This is a genomic window from Sphingobacterium micropteri, from assembly GCF_014692515.1.
Classification (GTDB): domain Bacteria; phylum Bacteroidota; class Bacteroidia; order Sphingobacteriales; family Sphingobacteriaceae; genus Sphingobacterium; species Sphingobacterium micropteri.
Genome location: NZ_JACOIK010000006.1, coordinates 182,752 through 208,747 on the forward strand (window position 1 = coordinate 182,752; position 25,996 = coordinate 208,747).

At 42.2% G+C, this 25,996-nt stretch carries 23 protein-coding genes; 7 read left to right on the forward strand and 16 right to left on the reverse strand.

Annotated elements, in window-relative coordinates:
• Position 1: 1 nt before the first annotated feature.
• The 5 genes from H8B06_RS09880 to H8B06_RS09900 are packed head-to-tail and all read right to left on the reverse strand — an operon-like array spanning position 2 to position 4,171.
• Positions 2–2,122, reverse strand: a complete 2,121-nt coding sequence (locus H8B06_RS09880) for a flotillin family protein (RefSeq protein ID WP_190994119.1) — start codon at positions 2,120–2,122, stop codon at positions 2–4.
• Positions 2,123–2,134: 12 nt separating this feature from the next.
• A complete protein-coding gene (locus H8B06_RS09885) occupies positions 2,135–2,818 on the reverse strand; it encodes an OB-fold-containig protein (RefSeq protein WP_190994120.1) in 684 nt (227 codons plus the stop codon).
• Entirely contained in the window at positions 2,811–3,068 is a 258-nt protein-coding gene (locus tag H8B06_RS09890) for a PLDc N-terminal domain-containing protein (protein ID WP_190994121.1), read from the reverse strand. Before H8B06_RS09890 ends, H8B06_RS09885 begins: the two co-directional genes overlap by 8 nt.
• A gap of 4 nt (positions 3,069–3,072) precedes the next feature.
• Positions 3,073–3,768: a PspA/IM30 family protein gene (locus H8B06_RS09895; RefSeq protein WP_190994122.1), complete on the reverse strand. Its 696-nt coding sequence runs from the start codon at positions 3,766–3,768 to the stop codon at positions 3,073–3,075.
• Positions 3,769–3,781: 13 nt separating this feature from the next.
• Complete coding sequence (locus tag H8B06_RS09900; RefSeq protein WP_190994123.1) at positions 3,782–4,171, reverse strand: type III secretion system chaperone family protein; 390 nt, start codon at positions 4,169–4,171, stop codon at positions 3,782–3,784.
• 90 nt (positions 4,172–4,261) lie between these two features.
• On the opposite strand from H8B06_RS09900, the gene H8B06_RS09905 reads away from it, so the two are divergent.
• Positions 4,262–4,921: a helix-turn-helix domain-containing protein gene (locus tag H8B06_RS09905; protein WP_190994124.1), complete on the forward strand. Its 660-nt coding sequence runs from the start codon at positions 4,262–4,264 to the stop codon at positions 4,919–4,921.
• A 41-nt stretch (positions 4,922–4,962) separates the two neighbouring features.
• Here the strand turns inward: H8B06_RS09905 and uvrA are convergent, their stop codons facing one another.
• Positions 4,963–7,812 carry an excinuclease ABC subunit UvrA gene (uvrA, locus tag H8B06_RS09910; RefSeq protein WP_190994125.1) on the reverse strand — a complete coding sequence of 950 codons (2,850 nt, stop codon included), beginning with the start codon at positions 7,810–7,812 and terminating at the stop codon, positions 4,963–4,965.
• 145 nt (positions 7,813–7,957) lie between these two features.
• Here uvrA and H8B06_RS09915 point away from each other — a divergent pair, with 145 nt between their 5' ends.
• Together H8B06_RS09915 and H8B06_RS09920 are read left to right on the forward strand one after the other, a co-directional pair.
• The gene (locus tag H8B06_RS09915) at positions 7,958–8,998 is read left to right on the forward strand and encodes a DUF2157 domain-containing protein (RefSeq protein WP_190994126.1); all 1,041 of its coding nucleotides are present in this window, start codon (positions 7,958–7,960) and stop codon (positions 8,996–8,998) included.
• Between the two features lie 206 nt (positions 8,999–9,204).
• The gene (locus H8B06_RS09920; RefSeq protein ID WP_190994127.1) at positions 9,205–10,035 is read left to right on the forward strand and encodes a hypothetical protein; all 831 of its coding nucleotides are present in this window, start codon (positions 9,205–9,207) and stop codon (positions 10,033–10,035) included.
• A gap of 62 nt (positions 10,036–10,097) precedes the next feature.
• On the opposite strand, the gene H8B06_RS09925 is transcribed toward H8B06_RS09920, so the two are convergent.
• The 3 genes from H8B06_RS09925 to H8B06_RS09935 form a co-directional block, all read right to left on the reverse strand.
• Positions 10,098–10,514, reverse strand: a complete 417-nt coding sequence (locus H8B06_RS09925; RefSeq protein WP_190994128.1) for an OsmC family protein — start codon at positions 10,512–10,514, stop codon at positions 10,098–10,100.
• A 67-nt stretch (positions 10,515–10,581) separates the two neighbouring features.
• The gene (locus H8B06_RS09930; RefSeq protein ID WP_190994129.1) at positions 10,582–11,883 is read right to left on the reverse strand and encodes an SGNH/GDSL hydrolase family protein; all 1,302 of its coding nucleotides are present in this window, start codon (positions 11,881–11,883) and stop codon (positions 10,582–10,584) included.
• A gap of 2 nt (positions 11,884–11,885) precedes the next feature.
• The gene (locus H8B06_RS09935) at positions 11,886–13,112 is read right to left on the reverse strand and encodes an OmpP1/FadL family transporter (protein WP_223857594.1); all 1,227 of its coding nucleotides are present in this window, start codon (positions 13,110–13,112) and stop codon (positions 11,886–11,888) included.
• Between the two features lie 127 nt (positions 13,113–13,239).
• On the opposite strand from H8B06_RS09935, the gene H8B06_RS09940 reads away from it, so the two are divergent.
• On the forward strand, positions 13,240–14,415 hold the full coding sequence (locus H8B06_RS09940; RefSeq protein WP_190994130.1) for a trans-sulfuration enzyme family protein: 1,176 nt from the start codon (positions 13,240–13,242) through the stop codon (positions 14,413–14,415).
• A 68-nt stretch (positions 14,416–14,483) separates the two neighbouring features.
• Here H8B06_RS09940 and tpx read toward each other — a convergent pair whose 3' ends face one another.
• On the reverse strand, positions 14,484–14,981 hold the full coding sequence (gene tpx, locus H8B06_RS09945; RefSeq protein WP_190994131.1) for a thiol peroxidase: 498 nt from the start codon (positions 14,979–14,981) through the stop codon (positions 14,484–14,486).
• Positions 14,982–15,096: 115 nt separating this feature from the next.
• Between tpx and H8B06_RS09950 the strand changes: the two genes are divergently transcribed.
• Positions 15,097–16,995: an alpha-L-fucosidase gene (locus H8B06_RS09950; RefSeq protein ID WP_190994132.1), complete on the forward strand. Its 1,899-nt coding sequence runs from the start codon at positions 15,097–15,099 to the stop codon at positions 16,993–16,995.
• A 116-nt stretch (positions 16,996–17,111) separates the two neighbouring features.
• Positions 17,112–18,587 (forward strand): hypothetical protein, encoded by a 1,476-nt coding sequence (locus H8B06_RS09955; protein WP_190994133.1) that lies wholly within the window; start codon positions 17,112–17,114, stop codon positions 18,585–18,587.
• A gap of 73 nt (positions 18,588–18,660) precedes the next feature.
• Here the strand turns inward: H8B06_RS09955 and H8B06_RS09960 are convergent, their stop codons facing one another.
• Genes H8B06_RS09960 through H8B06_RS09980 form a run of 5 tightly spaced genes read right to left on the reverse strand, consistent with a single transcriptional unit; the run spans position 18,661 to position 24,033 of the window.
• The gene (locus H8B06_RS09960) at positions 18,661–19,620 is read right to left on the reverse strand and encodes a D-2-hydroxyacid dehydrogenase (RefSeq protein WP_190994134.1); all 960 of its coding nucleotides are present in this window, start codon (positions 19,618–19,620) and stop codon (positions 18,661–18,663) included.
• 16 nt (positions 19,621–19,636) lie between these two features.
• On the reverse strand, positions 19,637–21,106 hold the full coding sequence (locus H8B06_RS09965) for a glycine--tRNA ligase (RefSeq protein WP_190994135.1): 1,470 nt from the start codon (positions 21,104–21,106) through the stop codon (positions 19,637–19,639).
• Between the two features lie 58 nt (positions 21,107–21,164).
• Complete coding sequence (gene bcp, locus H8B06_RS09970) at positions 21,165–21,632, reverse strand: thioredoxin-dependent thiol peroxidase (protein WP_190994136.1); 468 nt, start codon at positions 21,630–21,632, stop codon at positions 21,165–21,167.
• A gap of 45 nt (positions 21,633–21,677) precedes the next feature.
• Positions 21,678–23,411 carry a M23 family metallopeptidase gene (locus H8B06_RS09975; protein WP_223857595.1) on the reverse strand — a complete coding sequence of 578 codons (1,734 nt, stop codon included), beginning with the start codon at positions 23,409–23,411 and terminating at the stop codon, positions 21,678–21,680.
• Between the two features lie 10 nt (positions 23,412–23,421).
• A complete protein-coding gene (locus H8B06_RS09980; RefSeq protein WP_190994137.1) occupies positions 23,422–24,033 on the reverse strand; it encodes a fumarylacetoacetate hydrolase family protein in 612 nt (203 codons plus the stop codon).
• A 250-nt stretch (positions 24,034–24,283) separates the two neighbouring features.
• On the opposite strand from H8B06_RS09980, the gene H8B06_RS09985 reads away from it, so the two are divergent.
• The gene (locus H8B06_RS09985; RefSeq protein ID WP_190994138.1) at positions 24,284–24,922 is read left to right on the forward strand and encodes a DUF6266 family protein; all 639 of its coding nucleotides are present in this window, start codon (positions 24,284–24,286) and stop codon (positions 24,920–24,922) included.
• Between the two features lie 82 nt (positions 24,923–25,004).
• Here the strand turns inward: H8B06_RS09985 and nrdF are convergent, their stop codons facing one another.
• A complete protein-coding gene (gene nrdF, locus H8B06_RS09990) occupies positions 25,005–25,988 on the reverse strand; it encodes a class 1b ribonucleoside-diphosphate reductase subunit beta (protein WP_190994139.1) in 984 nt (327 codons plus the stop codon).
• Between the last annotated feature and the right edge of the window lie 8 nt (positions 25,989–25,996).

Below are 25,996 nucleotides of genomic sequence, written 5' to 3' on the forward strand. Positions count from 1 at the left end.
ACTAACCGTTCAGTTTCTTATTCGATACCCCTAAGTTTTTCGCCAATCCGAACAGCGAATTGATAAAACCTGTGTCTTCCTCTTCGCCTTCGGCTTTAGCAGCTTGTTGTAATTTAATCAATGCAGCAGATACGGTTAGGTTTTTGATGTCGTTGGAAGAGACACCATATTTATCAGCAAGTCCACGAATTTTCTCTGCTAAATCACCATTGCCATTCACGCCTATCAATGAATCTTTGATATCTGTAGCATGTTTGGAGTTGTTGATCAGATGGTCAAAGCCTTTTGCGTTTGATACTTGGCGAACAATATTTTCGAAGAACATCGTTTCACCGCCGACGATGTCAATCTTCGCTGTTTTCAAAGCTTCTGACAGTACACCTGCCTGTGCTGTGGCGATATCTTTTTGGATGTTGATATGGGCCAATTCTACGTCACGTTCTTTTTGTAATTGTAATTTGAACTCTTCATGCTCTTTACCGATACCGTCTAATTGTTTCATCGCAGCCGCTTTCTCTTCGATACCTTTTGCTTCTGCCAATGCTTTTTCGCGGACAACTTCGGCTTGAGCCAATCCTTCTTTACGTAACGCCTCTGCTTTTTTCTCGATAACGTTGGCTTCTTTGGTGCCTTGAATTTCTTCCGCCTCTGCTTTTGCGACCATGACCTCTGCTTCTGAAAGACCAAGTGCAGCCTCTTCTTTCGCCTGTGCTTCGGCTATAATTTTGCGCGCTTCGGCTTCTTTTGCAGAAGCTTCTTTCTTCGCTTCGGCTTCAATCAGCAACTCCTGTGCTTTTTTCTCCGCAATTTTACGGGCAGCTTCGGCATCGATGACTTTTTTCTCTGCTTCTTGCTCTGCTGCAATCTTAGCAGCTTCCGCTGCTTTTACAGTCGCGATCAGACGTTCCTCGGCTTCCTGTGAAGCTGCAATGACACCTGCTTGTTTCTTACGTTCTACATCGCGGAACACCTCCAGGTCTTTAACAGCTTGTTGCTCTTCAATAACGCCTTTCTCCAGTTGTACGCGCTCTTTGATAACACCTTGGATACTTTTTTGTTCCGTTTCGATCGACCGCTGTTTGTCGATTTGGGCTAAGGTCACAATGCGTTCCCGCTCGGTTGCTTCCAATGCCCGGTCTTTTTCCACGCGTTCGGTTTCAATGGCATCCGTACGGAGTTTATTCTTCTCCGCGATGATGATCTGGCGACGCTTGTTTTCTTCTTGAATCGCCAGTTGTTCTTCGGTGGTGATGCGTACTGTTTCGGATTTTAGTCGCTCTTCTTCCCGTACTTTTACGATTTCTGCCTCTTCGCGTGCTTTGATGTTATCGACTTCCCTGCGCTGTTTTTCTTCTTTTTCAGCCAACTGGCGTTCGAGTTCCAGGATGGCCTCCCGTGCTTCCACGTCTTGTTTCTTGATGACCTTCTCTTCCTCCCGACGGATCAGGTTAGCGTTCATATTCTGTTTGGCGGTCAGTTCCGTTATTTTTTTAATCCCTTCGGAGTCTAGAATGTTATCGGGACTTAAGAACTTCAGCTCGGTTTGTTCCAGATAGTCAATGGCACAATCGTCCAAGATATAACCATTGAGATCTGTACCGATAATGTTTAAAATTTCTTCCCTAAACTCGCGCCGGGCTTCATAGAGTTCGATGAAATCGAATTTTTTACCCACGGTTTTCAATGCTTCTGAAAATTTAGATTCGAAGATGCTCTTCAGTGTTTCGGGATCGCTCGCGCGGACACAACCGAGGTTTTGAGCGACGTTGACCACATCATCGACGGATTTATTCACCCTTACGAAGAAAGCGACTTTAATGTCTGCGCGGATATTATCCCTACAAATCAACCCATCGTGCTGCATTCTGGCTATTTCGATTTTCTTTACCGAAATGTCCATGATTTCCATCCGGTGGAATACCGGAACGACGTACATTCCTTTGTTGAAGGCGACTTTGGTACCGCCTACACCGCTACGTACAATGGCTTTTCCTTGTGGAATCTTTTTGTAGAACATGCTGAGCACGACAAAAAAAGCAAGGATAAAGAAAACAACGGCACCTACGGCAATTAAAATGACACCAGTCAGCCCGTCTACAAATAATAATGTGTTGCTTGTCATTGGTTTATATAATTATAATGAAATATTCTCGAGTGTAATTTCTTTTTTTACATAATAGAATTTTTTGTCGACTCCTTCGTCCACGACAACCGCCTGTTCACCATACGCGATCTTCTCTCCATGTTGACTTTTTACGTTAAGTTGGATGATGTCGCTTCCAATAACGATTTCCAGCCAACCCAAACGTTCACCTTCGATGGTAGAGCGCATTTTGCCTGAGCGTCCTAAAAAGTCGTGTGCCTCTTCTCCTGTGTAACCGACTTTTTTGTACAATTTTACCAAAGGAATGGTAACGTAGTGCATCAAGAAGAAAGTGAGTAATAGGACGGGAATAAGCACTAAAACGGATTTCCAGCCAAATTGCGTGAGATTGAACAGGAGCGATGATGCAATCGTGATGATCCAGCCGATGAATTTAAATAACGTGACGATGACCATAAACGGCGCCTTACCCACGTTGATAAAATCCATCGCTTTTGTTAAAAAGGAAGGTTCTGCGTCTGTTTCTATATCCGCATCGTCTGGTATATCGACTTCGTGGACATCAGCACCTTGAAACGCGACATCAGCCTCACCAAAGTCAAATCCGTCACCCAGTAACATGGTGAAGAGCCAATAGAACAGAGAAATGCCCGTCAACACGGTCATGATAGCGTTGGGGAGCGGATGGAATAGAAGGTTTAAAATATCAGTCATGTTTCCATTGTGCTTTATGTTTTAAAGGATAATTTTTTCTTAGTACCAAGTAATAGATCATCGATCCGATAAGGGGTGCCAATATAATTAACAGAATTAATAGTATTTTATCAGTTGTTTTGTTGCCAAATTCTCTTTTGAATAAATCAACCAATGCGATGATTGCAAATATTAAAGGGGCTATCCCCGCAATAGCAAAGACGAGCAAGAAAATGGCTTCTTGTGTGCCTATAAATAATAAGATGTCCATGTTGTTATTGTTTTTTTAGTTCTCGTTTCAAGTTTTCCAGTTCTTCCTCCGCCGACTTTTCTTTACTTTTTATATCTTCCACTTCATTTATCATGTTCTGTTGTGCGATTTCGGCGTATGCTTGGGCCAGGTCTTCATCGTCTTCTGCTTTCGTCTTCATGCGTTTCAGCATATCGATTGTTCCGTGGGCATCCATCGTGGCGATATGACGGTTAGCTAGTTCCGACGCCTGGGTCACTTTCTGTTTTGCCTTTAAAATTGTTAATTCTTTTTCCCATCTGGAAATGTTATAGCGCAAAATTTCCAATTGTTGGGCAATTTTTTCCACTGCTTGCCCCCGGCTTTCGATTTGATCTTGTAATGTGTCCAGTTCTGCCACCAAATCTTGCTTGTTTAACAAAGCTTCTTTAGCCAGTCGGTTGGCCACATCAGTTTCCAATTTACCCGCATGGTATTTCAGCAATATCGTCTTGGCTTTCTCTTCCATCTGTTCGGCACGTTCACGATTTTGTTCCGCTTTGTTTTCCAAACGTATTTTAGATGCCTTAGCCTGTGCCAGCTTTTCTATAACCTCAGCAAGTTCTTCCTTCAAGTCCCGAATACCTTGTTCAATCATGTGGATAGGATCTTCCATTCTGTCGACCAATGCGTGGATTTCCGATTGCCCTATCTTTAAAAGTCTCTTGAAAATGTTCATCATATTACTTATTCGTTTAATTCTTTGAAAATGCTATCAACTGTTCATAATACTCACTGAGCAATAAAGAGAGCGAATTGATTGCTGCGTCAAATTCATTCTGATCAATGTTGTGTGCCTGCAGCGTGTAGCGGAATATCACTTTTTTGCCATCTTCCGTAAGGGCAAATCCTCCATGTATAATATCCCTGTTTTTCATGAGCAATGCCTTGAAAGTCGCCAGATTGTCAGACTGCAATGTGAACAGGTACTGCTCGAAAATAATCACTGGTGGCGCAACGCCGATGATTAGATTACGGATGCCATCCGTCTCACTTTCGACAATGAAAAAACCTTCTTGTTCACTGTTTTTGCAGATCGTGAATCCAATATCTTCTATATATTTTTTTATTTTTCGAAACAGCATAGCCGATTAAATTGTATATTTGCTCATAAACTTTGCATAAATATAATGAATGCAAAAATATTTTGCAAATAAAAAATAAAAAAAAGTTAAATGAGTCAGATTGGAAGTAACATAAAAAAGCTTAGGAAAGTGAAGGGGTTAAGTCAGCAAGCTTTTGCAGACTTGTTTGGTCTGACACGTGGGAATATCTCTTCGTATGAAGAGCGAAGAGCCGAACCAAAAATTGAGATTATTTTACAGATTGCAAAATATTTTGGCATACCCGTGGCGGAATTGCTGCAAAAGCAGCTTACTGTAAATGAGATTTTGAACTTCGAGGACTATTTTGAAGACAGTACGCTGCCGGTGGCAGCTAAAAATATGAGTGCTGTACCCTTTATAGGTCGGGAAAGTTTTCTACATGCCGATCAAAAAATAGACGTGGCTACTTTGCCGCAGATCTATTTTCCAATATATCATAAACAAAAGTTCCTCGCGGTGGAGAACTGCTCTTTTATTCCCAAGCCACTCGTATTTCCATTTGAAGAGAATGCCATTCTGTTTTTTGAACCGGTAGAAATCGCAATTCTGCACACACTTGATCAGCATTATGGCGTTTATTGGGGTGCTGATGAACTCTTTTTTGGCCAATATCAAGCCAATGGCAAAGATATTGAACTGATATTAAACGACTGGATGAAAACGATATTCACCGAGGAAAAGAAATCTTATTTCTGGAAGCTTTACGGTAAGTTTGAAAAAGTTGTTTAGTCTTTTTCTTTTTTCATCAAAGGAAAGAATAAAGATAAAGATCACATCATTTCTTCCTTCAAAAACCTGGCTGTTTCATTCCCTTTCTGTTTGATGAGATCTTCCGGCAACCCGGCAAACATTAATTGTCCGCCATTTTTACCGCCTTCGGGACCCATATCAATAACCCAGTCCGCGGTTTTGACGACGTCTAGATTATGCTCAATGATCAATACGGTGTTTCCGCGATCTACCAAACGGTTGATAACGCCCAATAGAACATTGACATCCTCAAAATGTAGGCCGGTAGTCGGTTCATCCAAAATGTAGAATGTATTGCCCGTATCCTTTTTGGATAATTCGGTAGCCAGCTTTACACGTTGCGCTTCTCCTCCCGAAAGGGTAGTAGACGATTGACCTAAGGTGATGTACCCTAATCCTACATCTTGTAGCGTTTTGATCTTTCGATAAATGGAAGGGATGTTTTCAAAAAAATCTACAGCTTCGTCAATACTCATATCCAGTACATCAGAAATTGATTTTCCACGGTAACGGACTTCCAATGTTTCGCGGTTATATCGCTTTCCGTGGCAAGTTTCGCATGGAACTTGTACATCGGGTAAGAAATTCATTTCGATGATCTTCATGCCCGCCCCCTGACAAGTTTCGCAGCGTCCGCCTTTAACGTTAAAAGAAAAACGACCAGGCTTGTAGCCTCGTATTTTTGCTTCTGGCAATTGTACAAATAACGTGCGGATATCCGAGAACACACCGGTATAAGTCGATGGGTTGGAGCGTGGTGTACGTCCTATCGGACTTTGGTTGATTTCGATAACCTTGTCTATATGTTCTAGTCCTTCTACCTTTTTATAGGGTAGCGGTGTGCTTTTCGCACGGAAAAAATGTTTGTTTAAAATAGGGTAGAGCGTACCTGTGATCAGACTGGATTTTCCCGAACCGGACACACCTGTGACCAAAATTAATTTACCCAAAGGAAAGTCGACCTGGACATTCCGCAGATTATTTCCAGAGGCACCTTTTAGCGTTAATGTTTTGCCATTGCCTGGACGTCGTGTGGTCGGGATAGCGACTTCTTTCTGCCCGTTGAGATAACTAGCGGTCAACGTATCCGCTTTCATGATCTCTTTCGGGGTGCCCTGTGCTACTACACTTCCGCCGTGTATACCTGCTTCCGGTCCCATATCGATTACGTAATCAGCTTGAAGAATCATGTCTTTATCATGCTCCACCACCAATACCGAGTTCCCGATATCACGTAAATTTTTCAGCGAATTAATCAGTCGTTCGTTATCCCGTTGATGTAAACCGATGCTCGGTTCGTCCAGAATATATAACACATTCACAAGTTGAGAACCTATTTGTGTTGCCAGTCTTATACGTTGAGCTTCACCACCAGAAAGTGTTTTGGAAGAACGATCTAAAGTGAGGTAACTTAATCCAACGTCCAGCAGGAAACCGATTCTAGCGCGAATTTCCTTCAGGATTTCGGCAGCAATGGTGTTTTGGCGTTCGTTAAGGCGGCCTTCTAGACCATCAAACCAATCGTGTAACGCGGTGATATCCATGCTGGCCAGCTCGTGGATATTCTTTTGATCTATTTTGAAATGTAATGACTCTTTTTTCAGTCGAGCACCTTCGCATGCGGGACATACGACTTTCGTTCGGAAATCTTCTAAGATAGGCGCGTCGTCTGAACCTCTACCATTAATTTCTTCCAACATATCGAAGATACCTGTAAACTGTATCTTGTATTCGCGCGCACCATAGCTGCCGTAAGACACCGTAAGGCTTAAGGGTTCTTCACCTCCAAAAAGAAGGGTGTCCAGTTGCTCCGTGCTTAGCTTTTCAATGGGGCTGGTCAACGAAAAGTCTAGTTTTTTGGCTACTGCTTTTACAACTTGGAATGTCCAAGAGTCACGGGATGGACCTAAAGGCAGAATCGCACCCTTTTGTATACTCCCTTTTTTATCGGGAATAACAATGTCTTTGTCTATTTCGAATATATAACCGAGTCCATCACATTTTGGACACGCGCCATACGGAGAGTTGAAAGAAAAAGTGTTCGGCTGTGGTTCATCGTAAGAGATGCCCGATTCTGCATCCATCAGGTAGCGACTGAAAAAATGCTCCCGTCCGTCCTTGTTCGCAATCTTGATAATACCTTTGGCTACTTTCATAGCTTGCATAACAGATGCATATAGCCTTTTTTTATCTCCTTCGCTTGCGTATAGCCGATCTACAACCGTTTCAATATCGTGAATTTTATAGCGGTCGACCTGCATTTTGGGCACGAGGTCTAGAATTTCACCATCTACGCGCACCTTCGTGTAACCTTGTTTGCGAATTTGTTCAAAAAGCTCACGATAGTGTCCTTTTCGTCCTTTTACAACAGGAGCTAGAATATATATAGGTTCATCACGGAATTCGACTAATATCCTGTCGACAATCTGTTCTTCCGACATGCGCTGCATGAGTTTGCCAGTCACGTAAGAATAAGCCTCGCTTGCCCTTGCATACAGTAATCGAAGGAAATCGTATATCTCCGTGATCGTTCCAACGGTTGAGCGTGGATTCTTGTTTGTCGTTTTCTGTTCGATGGATATCACAGGGCTTAGGCCCGATATTTTATCCACATCTGGGCGTTCCATCCCTCCTAAAAACTGTCGGCTATAAGCCGAAAAAGTTTCCATATAACGACGTTGTCCTTCTGCGTAAATCGTATCGAATGCCAAAGAAGATTTACCGCTGCCGCTTAGCCCGGTAATCACGACTAATTCATTACGAGGGAAACTGACGTCGATATTGCGGAGATTATGGACGCGTGCGCCAAATACCTCAATTTCACGTTGTTCACCTAAATCTATAGGATTGTGCTGCTTGGTGGAGCTCATCTTGTATTGTCCTGAATTTTGCAAGGTACAAAGGTACGGAATTTTTAGTCAGGAATGAGTGGTCAGCCATCAGTGGTGAAATTAGATAACATAACTTTTTTTGGCTGGTAATTTGTACTTTGGTTGTATAAAAACAAAGCAGCGCGTGAAAAAACTGGATTTGACAAAACAGGAACGAGAAGTCGTTGAAAATGCACTTGACCACTGGCGGGAGTCAAATTTACTCGAAGTTGACAAAGTAGAAGAGTTAAAGCAAACCATTGACGAAAGAGGATTCGAATGGAAGCATTTAGCGCGATACGCGTTCTGGATAGCCTTGGTGTCCCTCATTTTTGCGGTATTTTCACTTTTTGCGGACGATGCGTTGATCCGGTTTGTGGAGCGCTTTTATGAAACACCAAATATTGTTTTCTGCCTGTTTTTTGCTGCGCTCGCGGTGCTTTTTTATTTTTTGGGTTTCCGAAATAAAAAGCGGTATCCGGAGAAAACGTTTTCCAATGAAACCCTTATGCTCGCAGGTTCTTTTGCAACAGCCGCCTGTATAGGTTTCCTCGGTCAGGTACTAGATCGAACGACAAGCCATTATACGCTTCTCTTCCTGCTGTCGATTGCTATATATGGTACGCTATCGGTCAAACTTAATTCAAAGTTGATATGGGTATTTACGTTGGTAGCTCTTGGTATCTGGTTTGCTACAGAAACAGCGTATCACAGCAATTGGGGATTCAAGTTTTGGGGGATGAATTATCCGCTACGCTTTACACTGTTTGGATTACTTTTAACCACTTTCGCCTTGTGGGGACAGGATAAGATACAACCACTGCAATCTTTTCAATCCACAAGCTATATCGTGGGGCTATTATATACGATGATTGCCCTGTGGTGCCTCTCCATCTTCGGGAATTATAGTGATTTCGATGCTTGGACACAAGTCCGCCAATACCATATCCTGTATTGGGGAATCTTGGCTATCGTGCTTTCGTTGGGATTAGCTTTATATGGCATGAAGACAAAGGACCATGCCTCCCGCGATATAGGCTTTGTGTTCTTCATCCTTAACCTCTATACCCGTTTTGTGGAATATCTATGGGATAACATCAATCGTACGATTTTCTTTCTCCTATTGGCGGGATCATTTTGGTTTGTGGGCAGATGGGCTGAACGGATATGGCGTAAAGAGAAGTGACCTAATCATTAAAAAATATTATTTCTTATTGTTCCTTGGATCCCAAAGGGTGGCCAAACGCACTTTTTGTTTAACTCCAGAAAAATATTCATTTTTTTTCTGAAAGAGGGGTAACATTTCGGAAAAGCCTGTGATTTATCTACAAAGCACAAAAAAAGGCGGATTCCGAAAAGCCTAAAATGAGTAGGAGAACTTTAGAAATAAGAATGATGAAAAATTTACTTAACACAATCGCGATCGCGTTAATCGGGCTCTTCATGTTCACCTCATGTGACAAAGCAGACGAAATATCTGTTGAGCAACAAGAAAGAGAAATCTCAAACGCACAAATGCAAAATTCCAAAAATCCGTACGACAAAGAAGGGGAATTGCATAATGCTTTCCTTGACTATTTTATTGCCAAAGCAGACGGCAGCAAGGAAATGAACCGGGAGAAGATGTTAGTGATTTACGCCGATTTCTATGCCGCTCATAAAATGGAGTTTGGGGAGGAACAAATTGCCGGCTATCAGCAATTGTTCGACATATACGGTGAAATGAATGAGGGCGAGCGCCACTGGTCATTCCCTCCCCAGTTATGCCGTTGGTTTCCGGCACTATGTTTTGTTTTGACGCCTTCGCCTACTTTTCCGCATTTCCTTCCGGTGGGTTTGTTGGAAGAAGGCAATGGCGCCACCTCTACCGAGCGTACGCTAAAATTTATTGACGCGGTCAAAGAAAATGAAGCGAATATACTAGCTGATAAAGAGCTGAGCGAGGAACAGCGAAAAGCCTTGTTAAACCAACATGCCATTGCCCGCTATTCTTCCGGCTACTGGCACAATGTTTCGGCTATTCAACAGGGTAAAAGTGGTTACTATGAAGCTTTTCAAGAAGCAGATGCTGCAAAAGTTTGTCATACCTGCGACGTCGTAGGTGCTGATGCCGCCGGTGCAGCTGTTGGAGCATTGGTTGGTGGTGTTGGCGCAGGTCCGGGAGCCGGTATCGCTAGTGGAGCTGTCCTACTCGAAAAAGCATGGAATTGGTTCTGGAACTAGTCGTTTGAAACGTATGATAAAAACGAGGAGGGAATAATCGGTTTTTCCTCCTCGTTTTTTATTTAAATAAATTTCAAGCTGTACGTAATCTCCACTCCTCCAGCAGCAAGCATATCATGGACAGAGCAATATTTCTTTACAGCCAATTCTGCTGCTTTATGTACTTTCGCTTCGTCAAGCTGCCCCTTTAATACAAAAGTAATGTGAATGTGGGTAAAAATATTCGGAACTTCTTCCCGGCGTTTTCCCTCCACTTCGACTCGGATATCTTCTATGACCTGACGTTGCTTCTTTAGTATGCTGGATAGATCAAACACACTACAAGAGCCTAAGGCCATGAGTACCAATTCCATTGGTCGTATACCTTTTCCTTCGCCACCAATACTTTCAGCACCGTCGATGTGAATTTTTATGTCAGAAAGCTCACTAGAACCTTCAAAATGAACTGCTTCGTTTTTTCGTTGTAATTGGACTTTCATGGAAATAAATTGTTTCTACCAAATTTTTCAAAAATAAGCTTTCCAATCCATTTAATGTATTTTTTGATTAAGGAAATTTCACGCCTCGATATTTTGAGGCATCCACTTTCGGAATTCTACTGCGGTATTGTTTATTGATGGCTTCAATAAAAAGGTTGGCTATAAGAGCATTGCCCATCGGCGTGAGATGCACGCCATCGAGCGAAAACGCATTTCCGGTAATAAACGATGCGTTGATTGCCACCCCATTGTAAACAATACCCGGATTTTTAACACGGTTGAGATAAGCATGAGCATCAGCCAAAGCCAGGCTCTTTTCTTCCGCAATGTCTTTAATGATGCTATTAAACGCCTTTACACGTGCCTGAATAGCGGTTACCTCATCGCTGTCCAGCACATATTTGCTTTCGACAGGGTTATTCGGGTGTAAACCATACGGGAAAGGATTTTCTGTTGACGTGTTACCTAATAATCCTGCTGATGCAAACGGTAGTACAAATAAGTCATTATCTGAGGCTGCTCTAGGTATACCTGTTCCGGTTTCGATATAAATGTCCTGTACGTCTTGACCGCTCTCAGCTTTTACTGCCGCGATCAGCGCTGCCCGTGTTACCGTGGTAAAAAAAGGAATAGCTGTTACATCCGGAATAGTCGCCACTACACCTTTCCGATCGTTGGTTGTCAATGCCTCAATAAAGCTTCTGTATACTTGTTCAAATGTTGCTGTTTCTGTCAATACCGTTGTGGGATCGCCCGGATTGGTTACGGCACCATTCATGGCGTTACCTAGAACATCGTTGTTTCCCAGCCAAAAACTGAAAAACGTATGATTTTTTTCTGTAGCAAATTGTACGTAAGTTTTTGTTCCGACATCAGCATCTGGCAATAGCCTCTCAAAATACATGTTCAAACCACCAAACCACGCTTGGGTAGAAAGGTCTAATCGCATACCCGGGACACCTAAGTTTTCGATATCTTCCGTGTATTTGCTGAGTTTTCCCTCTGCACGATACGCCAAATTATCCGTGACGTTTTCCATAATAGGCTGCCCGTCTACTAAAGCTTGGAGCTGTATATAGCCTGATCCGTTACGTTCATTTTCAGAAAAAAACGGACTTCTAAAATTAGTATTCCCCACCTGTTGCAATTGTTCTGCGATTAAATTAGGAAATGCTACTTTTTGTCCTTCTAGATATAACCCACCATCGGCAAAACCTGCGGTCAATGAGTTTCCAACTGCAATATATTTAGAAAAATCTGCTTGTCCAGGTGACGTCTGTAGGCCTTCGATTTCAGGTTTGCAGGAAGAGGCGAAAATAGTGGACAGGATACCAATGTATAACGCTATATTTTTAAATACTTTTTTCATCACTACCATTTATAAGTTAAGGAAATGCCTGGGGCATGAATATTTGTTTTGTATGCACCAGAAAGTCCAGTGTTGGCACTTGTTACTGTCCGCTCTAACAGATGTTGGAAAACATATGCACCCGTAAGATCCCAACGGTCGTTAATATCGTACGTAAATCCTACAGATCCCATTATACGGTTATTGTCTGGCGTCTCTGGGGATACATAAGGGCCTCGCACAGGGGTATATACATAACCGACACCTGCGCGCAGATCCAGCTTTTCCGATGCTTCGACATTGAGACCGGTTTTTACCGAAAATGCATTTTCATAATTCTTAATTTGTTTAGTGTCTTCGAGGACAGGCGTGTTATCTTTATAGTCGAAAACGAGTTCCCGGTATACACTATAGCCGATGAACGTTGCATCTGCTGCAATATCTACCCGTTCGCCTGCAGGGAATGTTACACCTACATTAAAGGAACTCGGCAATGGAAGTTCTGCATCGAATGTGGTATTTGGAAAGGACGCTGCCAATGCAGGAGGCACGGTAAATTGCGCATCGCCATCTTTAAGCTTGGTGATAACTTGGGAGCGATAGCTTAGTGAGATTGCAAAATCGTCTTCTAAATTATAATGCACCCCCACATTAAAGCCCATGCCTGTACCTACCCCCGATAGTTCTGCTCTTCCGGGTGTACCATCAGCCGAAGCTGTGGGAATGGAGCGTGAAAGATCGACCATTCCTACATTATATACGAAGCCCCCGCCAATACCGAAGTTTTCCGTTAGTTTGAAACTTAATGTTGGCTGGATATATATGGCACGCATTTGCAGGTGGTTCAATTCATACCGACCGGGCCATTGATCACCCCAGTCTACAGAACCTCCAAAAGGTGTATAGATGCCTAAACCGGCTTTCCACCACGAATTCTGAGGGCCAAATGTTGCAAAAGCGGAGAATGGTGGGGAGATCTTAAATTTGGTGTGGTGCACATCATTGCTATTAAATTCCCGAAAGGCCGCGCGGTACATAACGGCACTGGCGCCAATAGATACGGCATTGTGATCCATTTTAGCAACGGCGCCAGGATTATAGAAAATGGAAGTCTCGTCTACGAATAATGCTGATCCGGCACCAGCCATACCAACAGCTTTTTGGCTTTGCGTGTTTACCTGCGATCCCTGTGCCCATACGGCCGCAGGACTGGCGAGTAATAATCCTAATATGAGTCTTTTTATTTGCATAAATTGTTCGTTTTAGCTAAAATGTATGAATAGGCTTATAAACTCCTAAACAAAAGATAGCAAACTATATGCCAGCATAATATTTTATATCTGTGAAATTTGGAAAAAATTTTAACTTTGCTTCGTTATGGACAAAGATCAATCTAAAATCATACGAGAACAAGCACCTCGATCTGCAACCCGTGAGCATTCTGTTCCACTATATCTAACATCAAGTTTTATTTTTGATAGCGCAGAACAAGGTCGTGCTGTTTTTGCAGGCGAAGAAGAAGGTACGATATATTCACGTTACTCCAATCCGAATACCACCGAATTTATCAATAAGGTATGTATCATGGAAGGAGCAGAAGATGGTTTAGCCTTTTCATCCGGAATGGCAGCTGTTTTTGCTTCTTTTGCAGGTTTTGTACGAAGTGGCGATCATATTGTTTCTGCTGGTGCTATCTTTGGTTCTACCCACCAATTGTTTACAGAATTGTTTCCGCGCTGGGGAATCACGACCAGCTATGTGAATGCGGTAGACAATGATGCTTGGGAGAGAGCTATACAACCTAATACAAAGATTGTTTTCTTAGAATCGCCTTCTAATCCAGGGTTAGAGCTTGCGGATCTGGAATTTTTGGGTAGTTTAAAGAAGAGATATCCACAAATCATCTTTATCATTGACAATTGTTTTGCAACACCTTATTTGCAGAGGCCATTAGCATATGGTTTTGATCTTTCGTTGCATTCGGCGACCAAATATATGGATGGCCAGGGTAGAGTATTGGGGGGTGTTATTGTCGGAAAACAAGATTTAATTGATGAATTGATGTTTTTTATCCGTCATACTGGACCTGCCATGTCTGCATTTAATGCCTGGACCCTATCGAAGAGCTTGGATACGCTTGCCCTTCGGATGGACAGACATTGCAGCAACGCTTTGGCTTTGGCTGAAACATTAGAAAAGCGTCCTGAAATTGTACAGGTAAAATATCCATTCCTACCTTCTCATCCACAGTATAACTTGGCGAAGAAGCAGATGAAAGCCGGGGGTGGTATCGTCACTTTTGAGGTTAAAGGGGGGAGGGAAAGGGCCTTTCGTTTTTTAGACAAGCTAGAAATGATTCTTTACACGTCAAACTTGGGTGATGTGCGTTCCATTGCGACACATCCGGCTTCCACGACACACGCCAAACTTACAGAAGAGGAAAGACTAAACTTAGGCATTATGCCGGGTACCGTACGTATATCTGTAGGCTTGGAAGACAAAGAAGATATTATAGGAGATATTTTGCAAGCTTTGGAAGCTTCCGAAGGATAAAAAAAGAGCAAAGATAGTTGGTATACATAATCTTTGCTCTTTTTATTCGTTATCTTTTTTTCGAAATATTATAAGGCTGCCAAAGCTTTGTCATAATCCGGTTCTTCCGTTGTTTCTGCAACTTGCTCGGTATAAGAAACTTTACCTTCTTCATCAATAACGACTACTGAACGGCTCAATAGTCCAGTCAATGGGCCGTCTACAAACTTTACCTGGTAAGCATCCGAAAAATTATTGTCTTTATATTCCGAAAGGGTAACAACATTTTCTAAGTTTTCTGCAGCACAGAAGCGTCCTTGTGCAAAAGGAAGGTCTCGTGAAATACATAATACAACGGTATTTTCCAATCCAGAGGCTTTTTCGTTAAATTTACGAACAGACGTAGCACAGGTACCCGTGTCTATGCTCGGAAAGATATTTAAGACCACTTTTTTTCCTTTAAAGTCACCTAGACTTTTCTCTGATAAATCGCCTGCGGTCAAATTGAAGTCAGGAGCAGGAGATCCAACTGCGGGTATATCACCTTGCGTATGTACTGCTGTTCCTTTGAATGTAATTTTAGCCATGATTTCTAATTTTAAATAAGATTATTAAGATACGAAATTTTAAATAACTTTTTGCCTTACAGCGTGTCGAATTAAATTATTATTTTCACTCAGTATAGTACAAAATACGAAGTTCATGAAAAAATCAAGATTACTCTTACTATCTTTTATTTTGCCGGTAACAGCATGTATGCAAGAGGTAGCTGAACCGGAACCTTACGGGGTTTTACCGACAGAACGCCAATTGCGTTGGCATGAAATGGAGATGTATTCTTTAATTCATTATACGCCCACAACTTTTCAGAATAAAGAGTGGGGGTTTGGGGATGCTGATCCTCAGATCTTCAATCCGCAGCATTTTGATGCGCAGCAGATTGCAGCAGCAGCTGCCTCGGCTGGTTTTAAAGGGTTGATTTCTGTAGCTAAGCATCACGATGGCTTTTGTCTATGGCCTACGGAAACGACAAATTACAGCATAGCTGCATCACCTTGGAAAGACGGAAAGGGGGATATGGTGAAGGAGTTTATGCAAGCCACCCACGATCAGGGGATGAAGTTTGGCGTATACCTGTCTGCTTGGGATAGAAACGACACGCGTTATGGTTCTCCGGCCTATGCAGAAGCTTATCGCGAGCAGCTGATGGAATTGATGACCCAATATGGTGAATTATTTACATCGTGGCATGATGGAGCAAACGGTGGCGATGGCTATTATGGTGGTAAAAACGAGAAGCGTATTATCGATCGTACGACATACTACGAATGGCATGAGAAAACTTGGCCTATTGTGCGCGAAAAGCAACCGATGGCGATGATCTTTTCAGATGTAGGACCAGACATGCGCTGGGTCGGAAACGAAAAAGGCTTCGCAGCTGAAACAAGTTGGGCCACCTATACGCCAAGAGGAATCGATGGAGGCCCCGCGTTGCCGGGGGCTTCGGACTACAGTGAGTCCGAGACAGGCACACGCCATGGCGAACACTGGATTCCGGCAGAATGTGATGTGCCCCATCGACCGGGTTGGTTCTACCATCCTGATCAAGACAGCCAAGTGAAAACACCGGATGAACTATTTGAGATCTATCTAAAGTCGGTGGGACGCGGTGCTAATATGAACTTGGGACTAGCGCCGATGCCGGCCGGTTATTTGCATGCTAACGATGTGAAATCGTTAGGAGCATTTGGTCGGAAAGTAGAAAAAACCTTCGAAACGAATCTTGCAGAAGGGGCACAGGTCAAAGCTTCCAATGTACGGGGCAATTCCAACAAGTTTGAAACAAAATGGATACTGGACAATGACCGCTATACTTATTACGCTTCAGACGACGATGTATTAGAGCCGGAACTAGAGGTTACATTAACCTCGGAACAAGAGTTTGATATCATTCGCCTACGTGAAAATATCAAGTTGGGACAGCGATTGGACAGCGTGTCCGTATCCATCTTCCATGATAAGGAATGGGTGCCTCTGGCATCGGCAACGAGTATCGGTGCCAATCGGCTTATCTATTTGGATAAACCGGTAAAGGCTACGAAGCTAAAGATGAAGTTATATGCGCCGGTAGCACCGACATTGAGTGATTTCGGCTTGTTCAAAGAGTTTAAGGAGCCGTTCACATTTGGTGAAGATGTCAAAGACGGACAGATGGCACTAACTGCAAATGACTTTACCATACGAACAGGCAATGGTCTGTCAAAGAGTATAGATAATGACCCGACGACTTTCGAAACTCTTTCCGAAATTGGCGATGGCGTGGTTTTTGAATTGAAAAAAATAGTTTCAGCAATAGGCTATTTGCCACGCCAAGACGGACAAAAAGAAGGTATTGCGTTGAAGTATGAAATTGCGACTAGTGCTGACGGTAAAAACTGGAAAAATATGAAGACCGGAGAATTTTCAAATATTCAGGCAAATCCGATCGAGCAGATCATTGCGTTGGATACACCGATTCAAGATAAATATATACGGTTTGTTCCTGTAGAAACCGTGGGTAAAACATTCTCTGTCGCATCGTTTACGCTGTTTGGTAAATAGCGTAAGATAAGGGTGAATGATATCGCAAGCGTAAGAAAACCAAAACCTTCGTTGGTTTTCTTACGCTTATTTCTTATATTTGGTTATCAATTAAATTATAACTTGATAACTGAACTATGATGAAAAGACCAATCCATTCGGTTTGGTATAGCTTTTCCATCTTGTTTATCATGCTTAATATGACTTCCTGCAAGAAAAATGCAGCGGAACCAAATGATGCTCAAGAAGGCTATACCATTGGATTCAGATTCCAGGAATTTGAACAACATGCTTCCACTTTGGGAGCAAAACGAGCGACAAATGGCAAAAACCGTACTGTCGCCAACACCACCACACAAAACGTGTATGAAGGCCACATCTATTATTGGTCGTTTAATGCGGAAACCTTGCTTCCGGATATTTATCCGAGTACGCACTGGAGTATTACGTATAACCAAGGGCAAACTCCGGATGAGTATGGAATAGGCTGGGCGTATGAAGACCATGCTGCCGGCAGGGCATTATCTATAAAAGGCTTGAACGAGTTGATTTTCAAAATGCCGTTGACGAATGTATCGGCATTGCAGGAATTAGCTTTTGATGTGAGTTCTTCGGGCACAGGACCAAAAAGCTTTTCGCTCTCTTTTTCCCAAGATGGGGAAAATTATACAGTAATTGAAGAAAATAACCAGTTTACAAACACGAATACCCCACAGGCAAAAAATACGTTTAGCTTTGTGCTAGAGGATCAATTACTGGATTTTTCAAGAGATTTGTATATTAAATTAATGCCAAAAGCGGGAAATAGAGGAAGTGCAAGCGATTATAATGAAACGACAGGCACCATGCGCATTGATAATTTCCGCGTGTCGGGAATTGCAGATAAAGTCGCGGATGCCAATGTCCGTCGGGTGCACTACCATGTTTTTGATGCCACAACGAGAAATCTGATGCTATCTGGAGCAGATCATTTTCGCGAAGGGGCACTGTCTGATTTTGCGCTAACTCTTCCGGCTGGGGATTATATTGCTTCCTTTGTAGCGAATGTATCTAATGCGGAGTTAAATATTCCAGAAACCGGCGACGCATTAACGTACTTTATCGCCAACACTTTTTCGAATAGTAAAGCAGAGATATTTGGTGTTTTGGACACGTTTTCTGTGCAGGGGGATATGCAAAAGGATATTGAACTGAACCGCTACTATAGTGAGATTCGGTTTGCATTTACCGATGTGGGGGATTTGTCAGAGGTGGCGAAGCTGATTGTAAAAAGAGAACACGACGTGAATTTTTATGCACCATTCCATCCTACGATGGACAATCCCATAGAAGATAGTTCGGAAATTGTTCTTCTTCCTCAATTCGATGAAGCTAATCGAGAGGTGTTTTTTAACCAATTTATTGGAAACACACCGATTCCCGTTCCACTGAAATATACGGTAGACGTGTATGATGCCTCCGACGAGTTGATACGGACATTTCAGGTAGAAAGTGAAATCCGCAATAATATACAATTACTATTTCGTGGGAAATTATTAGATGCCCCAAACGGGCAGTTTGTAGTTCGCCTAAATGAAAATTGGGATGGCGAAAAACAAGTCGATTTTAATTAAATAACTGATTTTTTATAATAACCAAGTTGTAATTTAATCTGATATGGAGACGCGATTTTTATCGCGTCTCTTTTTATGATATCACGTTAACCGATTGTCCGTTTAAGAAGGATTTGATGTTGCCGACAACAACATCCATGAGTCGAAGTCTGGACTCTTTCGTTGCCCAAGCTATGTGTGGGGTAACTAAACAATTTTTGGCGTTAAAAAGCGGGTTATCAATGGGAGGCGGTTCGATGGCCAACACATCTATACCGGCACCACTAATACGTTCTTCGTTTAGCGCATCTGCAAGTGCTTGTGCATCTATCAAGCCGCCTCTGGAGGTGTTGATGATAACAGCAGAAGGCTTCATGATAGAAAGCGTGTCAACGTTGATAAGATTTTCCGTTTGAGGAGTCAACGGACAATGTAGGCTGACGATATCTGCTTGCGCTAAGAGTTCTTCTTGTTCCGTAGCCCACCGGAAGTTCTTACGGTGGGATTGATCGGTTTTTGTACGACTATAAGCTAAAATTGACATACCAAAAGCCGCACCTACATCGGCTACTTTTTGTCCAATACTCCCAAATCCTATTATGCCAAGTGTCTTTCCAGATAATTCGGTTAGGGGATAGTCCCAAAAACAAAAATCGGGATTGGCTGTCCATTTACCTTTCATCACGGCGTCACTATGACGTTGCGTGTGGTAACATAGTTCTAGGAGAAGGGAAAAAGTCAGTTGGACGACCGAAGGTGTACTGTAACCGGGGACATTAGTGACGACAATACCCTGCTTATTAGCACAATCCATATCGATCATATTGTAGCCGGTGGCCATGACGCCAATGTACTTTAATGCAGGAAGAGCTTCTATGATGTGCGCTGGAAGAGAAACCTTGTTGGTGAGCACAATTTCGGCGCCTTTTGCCCGTTCAAGAATATCTTTTTCGGAGGAGCGATCATAAACCACTACTTCTCCCAGCTCTTGTAGCCCATCCCAGGTTAAATCTCCCGGATTCATGGCGTAACCATCTAAAACTACAATTTTCATCTCCTTATTATTTTTTTTATACTAACTGCTCCAATAGATTATTCCAACTAACAAGCTCTCCGATAATGTTGCGAAGATCAGTGGCCGGAACACGTTCTTGCTCCATGCTGTCGCGGTGCCGTATCGTTACGGTATTATCTTCTAATGTTTGGTAATCCACCGTGATACAGAAAGGCGTACCGATCGCATCTTGGCGACGGTAGCGTTTTCCGATCGCATCTTTCTCGTCATATTGGACGTTGAAATCTAATTTCAGCTTTGCCATAATCTCCCGTGCTTTGTCCGGTAATCCGTCTTTTTTAGTGAGCGGTAAGATAGCCGCTTTGACAGGAGCAATAGTGGGGTGGAATTTCAACACGACACGTGAATCTTTCTTTTCTTCGGTTGACAGATCTTCTTCCACTAAGGAATTTGCCAACACTGTTAAAAACAAGCGATCTAAACCGATGGAAGTTTCTACCACATAGGGAACGTAATTCTGATTAATTTCCGGATCAAAGTACTGCATTTTCTTTTTAGAATACTCTTGATGCTGCTTTAGGTCAAAGTCTGTACGGGAGTGTATCCCTTCAACTTCTTTGAAACCAAACGGAAATTGATATTCGATATCGACGGCTGCATTAGCATAATGTGCTGGTTTCACATGGTCGTGATAACGATATTTTGCCGCATCTGCCCCTAACGCTAAATGCCATTTCAAGCGAGTTGCTTTCCATTTTTCGTACCAGTCCATCTCTGTGCCCGGACGGATGAAGAATTGCAATTCCATCTGTTCAAATTCTCGCATACGCATGATAAATTGACGGGCGATAACCTCGTTTCGAAAAGCCTTACCGATTTGTGCTATTCCGAATGGAATCTTCATGCGGCCGGTCTTCTGTACGTTTAAGAAGTTCACAAAGATACCCTGAGCGGTTTCCGGACGGAGGTATACTTTCTCTGCTTCTTCCGCCATGGCTCCCATTTGCGTAGCAAACATGAGGTTGAACTGGCGTACGTCTGTCCAGTTTTTGGTGCCCGAAATCGGACACACAATATTATGTTCTTCAATAATCGCTTTGAGACGAGCCAGATCGTCTGCTGTGATCGCATCATCAAGATCCTTTTGAAGTTGTGCCGCTTTCTCCGTCTTTCCGTCTTTTTCGTAGCGATCTATCTTATCCTCAATCAACTGGTCGGCACGGTAGCGTTTCTTTGAATCTTTATTATCGATCATAGGATCGTTGAACCCGTCAACGTGACCGGATGCTTTCCAAGTGGTAGGGTGCATGAAGATGGCGGCGTCTATACCGACAATATTTTCATGCAACTGTACCATCGATTTCCACCAATAGGTCTTGAGGTTGTTCTTTAGTTCTGAACCCATCTGACCATAATCGTACACAGCACTTAGGCCGTCGTAAATCTCGCTAGAAGGAAATACAAATCCGTATTCCTTCGCATGTGATATGATATTCTTGAAAAAATCGTCTGTTTGCTTGCTCATAAGGGCAAATATAGATAAAAGAACAAAGATTAAAGATAAAGGACAAAGAAATAAGAGCTTAACGCTTACCGGCTAAATCGCGGATCTGTTGTGACGCATTTTTATTATCCACTTTCTTAATGATATGTTGGATAATCCCATCCTCGTCTATTACAAATGTGGTGCGTGCCGTACCCATATATTTGCGGCCATACATATTCTTCTCTACCCATACACCGTAGTCGTTAACTATTTTCTGATCGTCATCAGCCAGTAGATTAAAGGGCAAATCAAATTTGCTAATAAACTTTTGGTGTGATTGCTCGTTATCAATACTCACGCCGATTACTTCAAAACCGTCTTTTACGAGCGATTGATAATTGTCACGAAAATTACAGGCCTCCGTCGTACATCCGGGGGTATTATCTTTGGGATAGAAGTACAGAATAACCTTCTTGCCCTTAAAATCGGACAATTTAATGGTTTCTCCGGATTGATTTTTTGCTTCGATTGCTGGGGCTTTATCGCCTATTTCTAGTTTTTTCATTGTTTGTTTTGTTTAAAAATTGTTAGAAAGTAAGATCACTCCTTACTATTTCACAAATTTTGCTTCGTATACTTTTTCATTGTCTTTCCAATCGATTACCATCAATTTAAAAGTATGTTGTCCTTTAGGAAGAGCCGGATCGAACGTATGCCACAAATGTCGGTTTTTCGGGTCGTATTCCATCAGCACCCATTTGCCGTCGATATAGCCGTTAAAAGACTGTATGCCGGAGAAATTGTCTTGAATCGTAAAGTCGATTTTCGCCTGCGCACTTACATTTTTTCCATTACTCAAATTCCGTGGCGTGATAGTAGGAGCTATAGTGTCTACCGCGACGTAAAAACGTCCGAAGTTGCGTGTATTGACGCTAACCCAACCATCTTCAAACTTACCGCCTTCTGAACCGTTTTCTACCGAGGCTAGGAGAGCCTTGCTTTCCAGATGCGCCGGCAAATTGGTTGGCTTAATACGCAAATTATAGGTGCTAAATAAGGGGATCAAGTTATTGTGTACGTGATGGACTGGAGAATATCCGCCGACGGGTGGAGAAGCGGTCTCGTATGTAAAGTCCAAATCACCATACAATACGCCTTTTGGCATATTTAACTTCATATCTTTGTTTTCGAACGTATTCTCGGTATTGTATTTGAACAGTTGAAGACCGTAGCGTTTTTGTGAAGCGCGCTGTGTTGTAGCACTATTTTGTATCTTAAAGTTCAGTTCACTGCAATTCCCTGCGACATCTTTTACAACATATTTCGCATCGTATATTTGATTATCAGGTAGTGATAGGACACCCTCGTTTTTTAAGGTTTTAAATATTTCGATAGGGTTACCCGGGTCTTTGAAACTTTTTTGAACTTTCGCTTTTGTTTTGCGCCAATAAGGATAGTCAATATAAGCATGTATACCACGGGAAGTGTTGAAATCCAATTCTTCGAAGACAACAGTGGAAACTGCTTTTCCATCAATGAAGAGCTCAATCGAATAAACACCATTCTGAAAACCTCCCGACCGATGTCGATCTATGCTGTTGATACCCAATCCGAATTTTCCGCTTACTTTAATGGGCGTATTTTGTGCTAATGTATACACGCCATTTCCGACAGCTTTTACCTGCATAGCCCGTCGCGGTGTATGTTCATTAAACAGATCATCGTTTAGGTCGTAAACCATAATATTGTTGATCGTAGGGAGAAAACGATCGTTGAAACGTAATCCGAACAATTGTGGGTTAAGCGGACGCTGCGTTTTGGTGTCACGAATTTCGAAATGGAGGTGGGGGCCTCCCGAGGCACCGGTATTGCCTGTATTGCCGATATATTGTCCTTTCGTCAGTTTTACCATTCCAGATTCTACGTTGACATCCACATCAAAACGTTGCTGTTTGTACTGCTCAGCCCTTACAATGTTTGTAAGCGCATCGTTGAACTTATCCATGTGGAGATATACGGTGGTATAGCCGTTAGGATGGTCGATATAAACCGAATTCCCTCCGCCGCCTATCTGTACGCGGACACGCGAAACCTCTCCTTCCGCAGCTGCATGCAACGGCAAGCCGATACGTTGCTGTGTACGGTAATCGTCGCCCGCATGGAAGTGAGTGGAACGAAGTTCCCCAAAGGTGCCGGAAGCATCCATGGTTATATTAAGTGGGTTACGAAAATAGCCCTGCGGATAATCACGGGAGGTAATGATGTCTTTATGTTGTGCCTGTACTTGAATGCTGCTCATGGCAAGTCCTAGGCATATATATAATAATCTGTACTTATTCATCATATCGGAATCTCTATTTTATCTGGCAACTGAACACAGGGTTATCCTGTATAAAACCCTCAAATTTGTCGCCTACGGCGATGGGACCTACTCCTACAGGTGTTCCCGTATAGATAAGATCTCCTTTGCGTAATGTAATATATTTTGAAATGAAGACAATCAAGCTATCGATATCGAAAATCATATCTTTTGTATTTCCGGATTGTACGATTTCGTTATTTTTCCTTAAAGAGAAAGCTATGTTCTTTAGATCAGGGAATTCTTCTTTGGGAAAAAGCGGACTGATAACAGCAGAATGGTCAAATGATTTTGCCAACTCCCATGGTAACCCTTTTTCTTTATGGATAGATTGGATATCACGGGCAGTGAAGTCAATGCCTAAACCTATAGCATCAATATATTTGTGTGCAAACTTAGGAGAAACGTGCTTCCCCTCGTTGCAGATGCGGAACACCAGTTCGACTTCGTAATGCACGTCCTGAGAAAACTCAGGGTAGTAAAAATCTTTATTGTCCTTTAATAAGGCAGTATCTGGTTTCATAAAGATAACCGGCTTATCGGGAACAGGATTATTTAACTCTTTAGCGTGATCGATATAATTTCTGCCTATGGCGATGATCTTCATGTATATATTATCGTGTTTGATAACAAATATAAGGAAATTGTTATAGGAGACAAGCTAACTTCAGCGTTGTCTGCCTGTATATTTCTTATTTATTTATAGGGATTTAACAGGGGGTTAGTAGGGGTATAATAGGGGTTTAATATAGGTATTTACCCTATTATTACCCTGTAATTCCCCTATAGAATTGCATTTAAGAGATAATGTGTGTATATTGACTACTAAAGGTGTTCACTAATAATAGATGCTGATTATGGCTATACAGAAAGACGGGCCAAACGGGGCTTATATCGGAAAAGTAGGAAGTGTTTACGGTTATGTACTCAATGGTCAGAACATTATCCGGGGAAAGCGGAAACCATCTACGAAAAAGCCAACGGAGGGCATGTTATTAAATCGGGAAAAAATGAAGGTTGCCAGTAGTTTTTCTACCGTGTTAGTTCCTTGTTTACGTTACGGATATAGGGAACTAGCTCCCAAAGGTAGCCGGGTAGGAGCCGTACAATTAGCACAATCACATGTTTTCAAAGAATGTTTGGAGATTGATGAGAAAGGTAAACCATTTGTCAATCCGGAAAAAGTACGTGTGTTTCGCGGAAACTTGAATCCGCCGAAGGACTGTTTGGTTTGGCGGGAAAATGATAGGTTGCATTTTAAATGGAGCTATGAAGCCGAGCGGGGTAGTGAAACCTACAGAATTAATATTTTAATTTACGACATTGATCATGAGTTCCGATTTAATGTTGCTGAGGAGGATGTGCATAAAGGTGAGTACAGTATGTTATGTACGTTATTAGCATATAAAAAAGGACCACTACATGTGTATATAGGGGTTGTTGATGTGTATACGGAGGAGTTGTCGGACTCGGTTTATGTTGGGTTAGTTGAGTAGAACAGCAGTTTCCATTAAAAGGAATAAGCCTTTTTCGATTTCGAAAAAGGCTTATTAAAATAGATACGGTTTGTTAAACTCTTTATACCTCTACAGCAATGTCCATTTTAAAATCGTCATCTTTTAGATGTACAATTTCCATAGCTTTCTCGTAGTTCGTAGATTTTTTTGAAAAGAAATCGTGCTGTGTGGTTTCGGTATTCAATCCATTCAACACAATTGGGTTCACTTGTTTAACTTCAAAAATAGGATCAAAGCCGAGGTTCATTAACGCTTTATTTCCGTTGTAGCGTACGTATTCTTTCACTTCTGCAGTTAAGCCCACGACGGTGTACAATTCTTCAGTATACTTAATCTCGTTTTCATAAAGCTCATTCAACAAGTTCAAAAAACGTGCTTTTACTTCTTCTTTGTTTGGAAGCTTCGCAAATACTTCCTGTGCAATTAGACCGACAAATACGCCGTGGATAGATTCGTCTGCAACGATTTTTTTAATGATATCTGCAGAAGCGACCATTTGTCCTTGGCCACATAACCAAAGAGGCAAGAAGAAGCCCGAGTAGAATAAGAAAGATTCTAATAACACCGATGCCCCAAGCGCCATAAAGAGCTCTTCATCCGATACTTTTTCTTTGTCGATAGCCCGGTAATATTTATCGATAGTTGCAGCTTTGTATTGCAGGAACTTGTTCTCCTTCACCCAACCAAATACATCGTTGATTTCATTTGTCGTTGATACGGTGGTGAAAATAGTAGAATATGATTTTGCATGTATAGCTTCCATCATACACATATACGACAATACGGCTTTATTCTGCAAAGAGTCTATATGATCGATGATTTTGGGCATACCCGTATGGCTTTGCAGCGTATCTAATAACGTTAGTCCGCCTAATGCCTTCTTATAACACTCTTTCATATCCCAGCTCAGTCCTTTCCAACTGTCGATGTCTTTGGAAGGGATATATTCCGTGTCGATCCAGAATTGTTTGATATTCTGTTCCCAAAACATCAACACATAGTCGTTTTCAGGGGTGTTCCAGTTTACCGCTTTATATTGTTTCATTTTTAATA

What these genes read in the sequence shown, in the direction of transcription:
- H8B06_RS09920 (WP_190994127.1), top strand. Translation starts at nt 9,205, where the DNA reads ATGATGAAAAATTTACTTAACACAATCGCGATCGCGTTAATCGGGCTC.
- H8B06_RS09905 (WP_190994124.1), top strand. Translation starts at nt 4,262, where the DNA reads ATGAGTCAGATTGGAAGTAACATAAAAAAGCTTAGGAAAGTGAAGGGG.
- uvrA (WP_190994125.1), bottom strand. Translation starts at nt 7,812, where the DNA reads ATGAGCTCCACCAAGCAGCACAATCCTATAGATTTAGGTGAACAACGT.
- H8B06_RS09900 (WP_190994123.1), bottom strand. Translation starts at nt 4,171, where the DNA reads ATGCTGTTTCGAAAAATAAAAAAATATATAGAAGATATTGGATTCACG.
- H8B06_RS09960 (WP_190994134.1), bottom strand. Translation starts at nt 19,620, where the DNA reads ATGAAAATTGTAGTTTTAGATGGTTACGCCATGAATCCGGGAGATTTA.
- bcp (WP_190994136.1), bottom strand. Translation starts at nt 21,632, where the DNA reads ATGAAAAAACTAGAAATAGGCGATAAAGCCCCAGCAATCGAAGCAAAA.
- H8B06_RS09965 (WP_190994135.1), bottom strand. Translation starts at nt 21,106, where the DNA reads ATGAGCAAGCAAACAGACGATTTTTTCAAGAATATCATATCACATGCG.
- H8B06_RS09895 (WP_190994122.1), bottom strand. Translation starts at nt 3,768, where the DNA reads ATGATGAACATTTTCAAGAGACTTTTAAAGATAGGGCAATCGGAAATC.
- H8B06_RS09885 (WP_190994120.1), bottom strand. Translation starts at nt 2,818, where the DNA reads ATGACTGATATTTTAAACCTTCTATTCCATCCGCTCCCCAACGCTATC.
- H8B06_RS09935 (WP_223857594.1), bottom strand. Translation starts at nt 13,112, where the DNA reads ATGCAAATAAAAAGACTCATATTAGGATTATTACTCGCCAGTCCTGCG.
- H8B06_RS09985 (WP_190994138.1), top strand. Translation starts at nt 24,284, where the DNA reads ATGGCTATACAGAAAGACGGGCCAAACGGGGCTTATATCGGAAAAGTA.
- H8B06_RS09890 (WP_190994121.1), bottom strand. Translation starts at nt 3,068, where the DNA reads ATGGACATCTTATTATTTATAGGCACACAAGAAGCCATTTTCTTGCTC.
- H8B06_RS09950 (WP_190994132.1), top strand. Translation starts at nt 15,097, where the DNA reads ATGAAAAAATCAAGATTACTCTTACTATCTTTTATTTTGCCGGTAACA.
- H8B06_RS09880 (WP_190994119.1), bottom strand. Translation starts at nt 2,122, where the DNA reads ATGACAAGCAACACATTATTATTTGTAGACGGGCTGACTGGTGTCATT.
- H8B06_RS09980 (WP_190994137.1), bottom strand. Translation starts at nt 24,033, where the DNA reads ATGAAGATCATCGCCATAGGCAGAAATTATATCGATCACGCTAAAGAG.
- H8B06_RS09925 (WP_190994128.1), bottom strand. Translation starts at nt 10,514, where the DNA reads ATGAAAGTCCAATTACAACGAAAAAACGAAGCAGTTCATTTTGAAGGT.
- tpx (WP_190994131.1), bottom strand. Translation starts at nt 14,981, where the DNA reads ATGGCTAAAATTACATTCAAAGGAACAGCAGTACATACGCAAGGTGAT.
- H8B06_RS09975 (WP_223857595.1), bottom strand. Translation starts at nt 23,411, where the DNA reads ATGATGAATAAGTACAGATTATTATATATATGCCTAGGACTTGCCATG.
- nrdF (WP_190994139.1), bottom strand. Translation starts at nt 25,988, where the DNA reads ATGAAACAATATAAAGCGGTAAACTGGAACACCCCTGAAAACGACTAT.
- H8B06_RS09940 (WP_190994130.1), top strand. Translation starts at nt 13,240, where the DNA reads ATGGACAAAGATCAATCTAAAATCATACGAGAACAAGCACCTCGATCT.
- H8B06_RS09930 (WP_190994129.1), bottom strand. Translation starts at nt 11,883, where the DNA reads ATGAAAAAAGTATTTAAAAATATAGCGTTATACATTGGTATCCTGTCC.
- H8B06_RS09955 (WP_190994133.1), top strand. Translation starts at nt 17,112, where the DNA reads ATGATGAAAAGACCAATCCATTCGGTTTGGTATAGCTTTTCCATCTTG.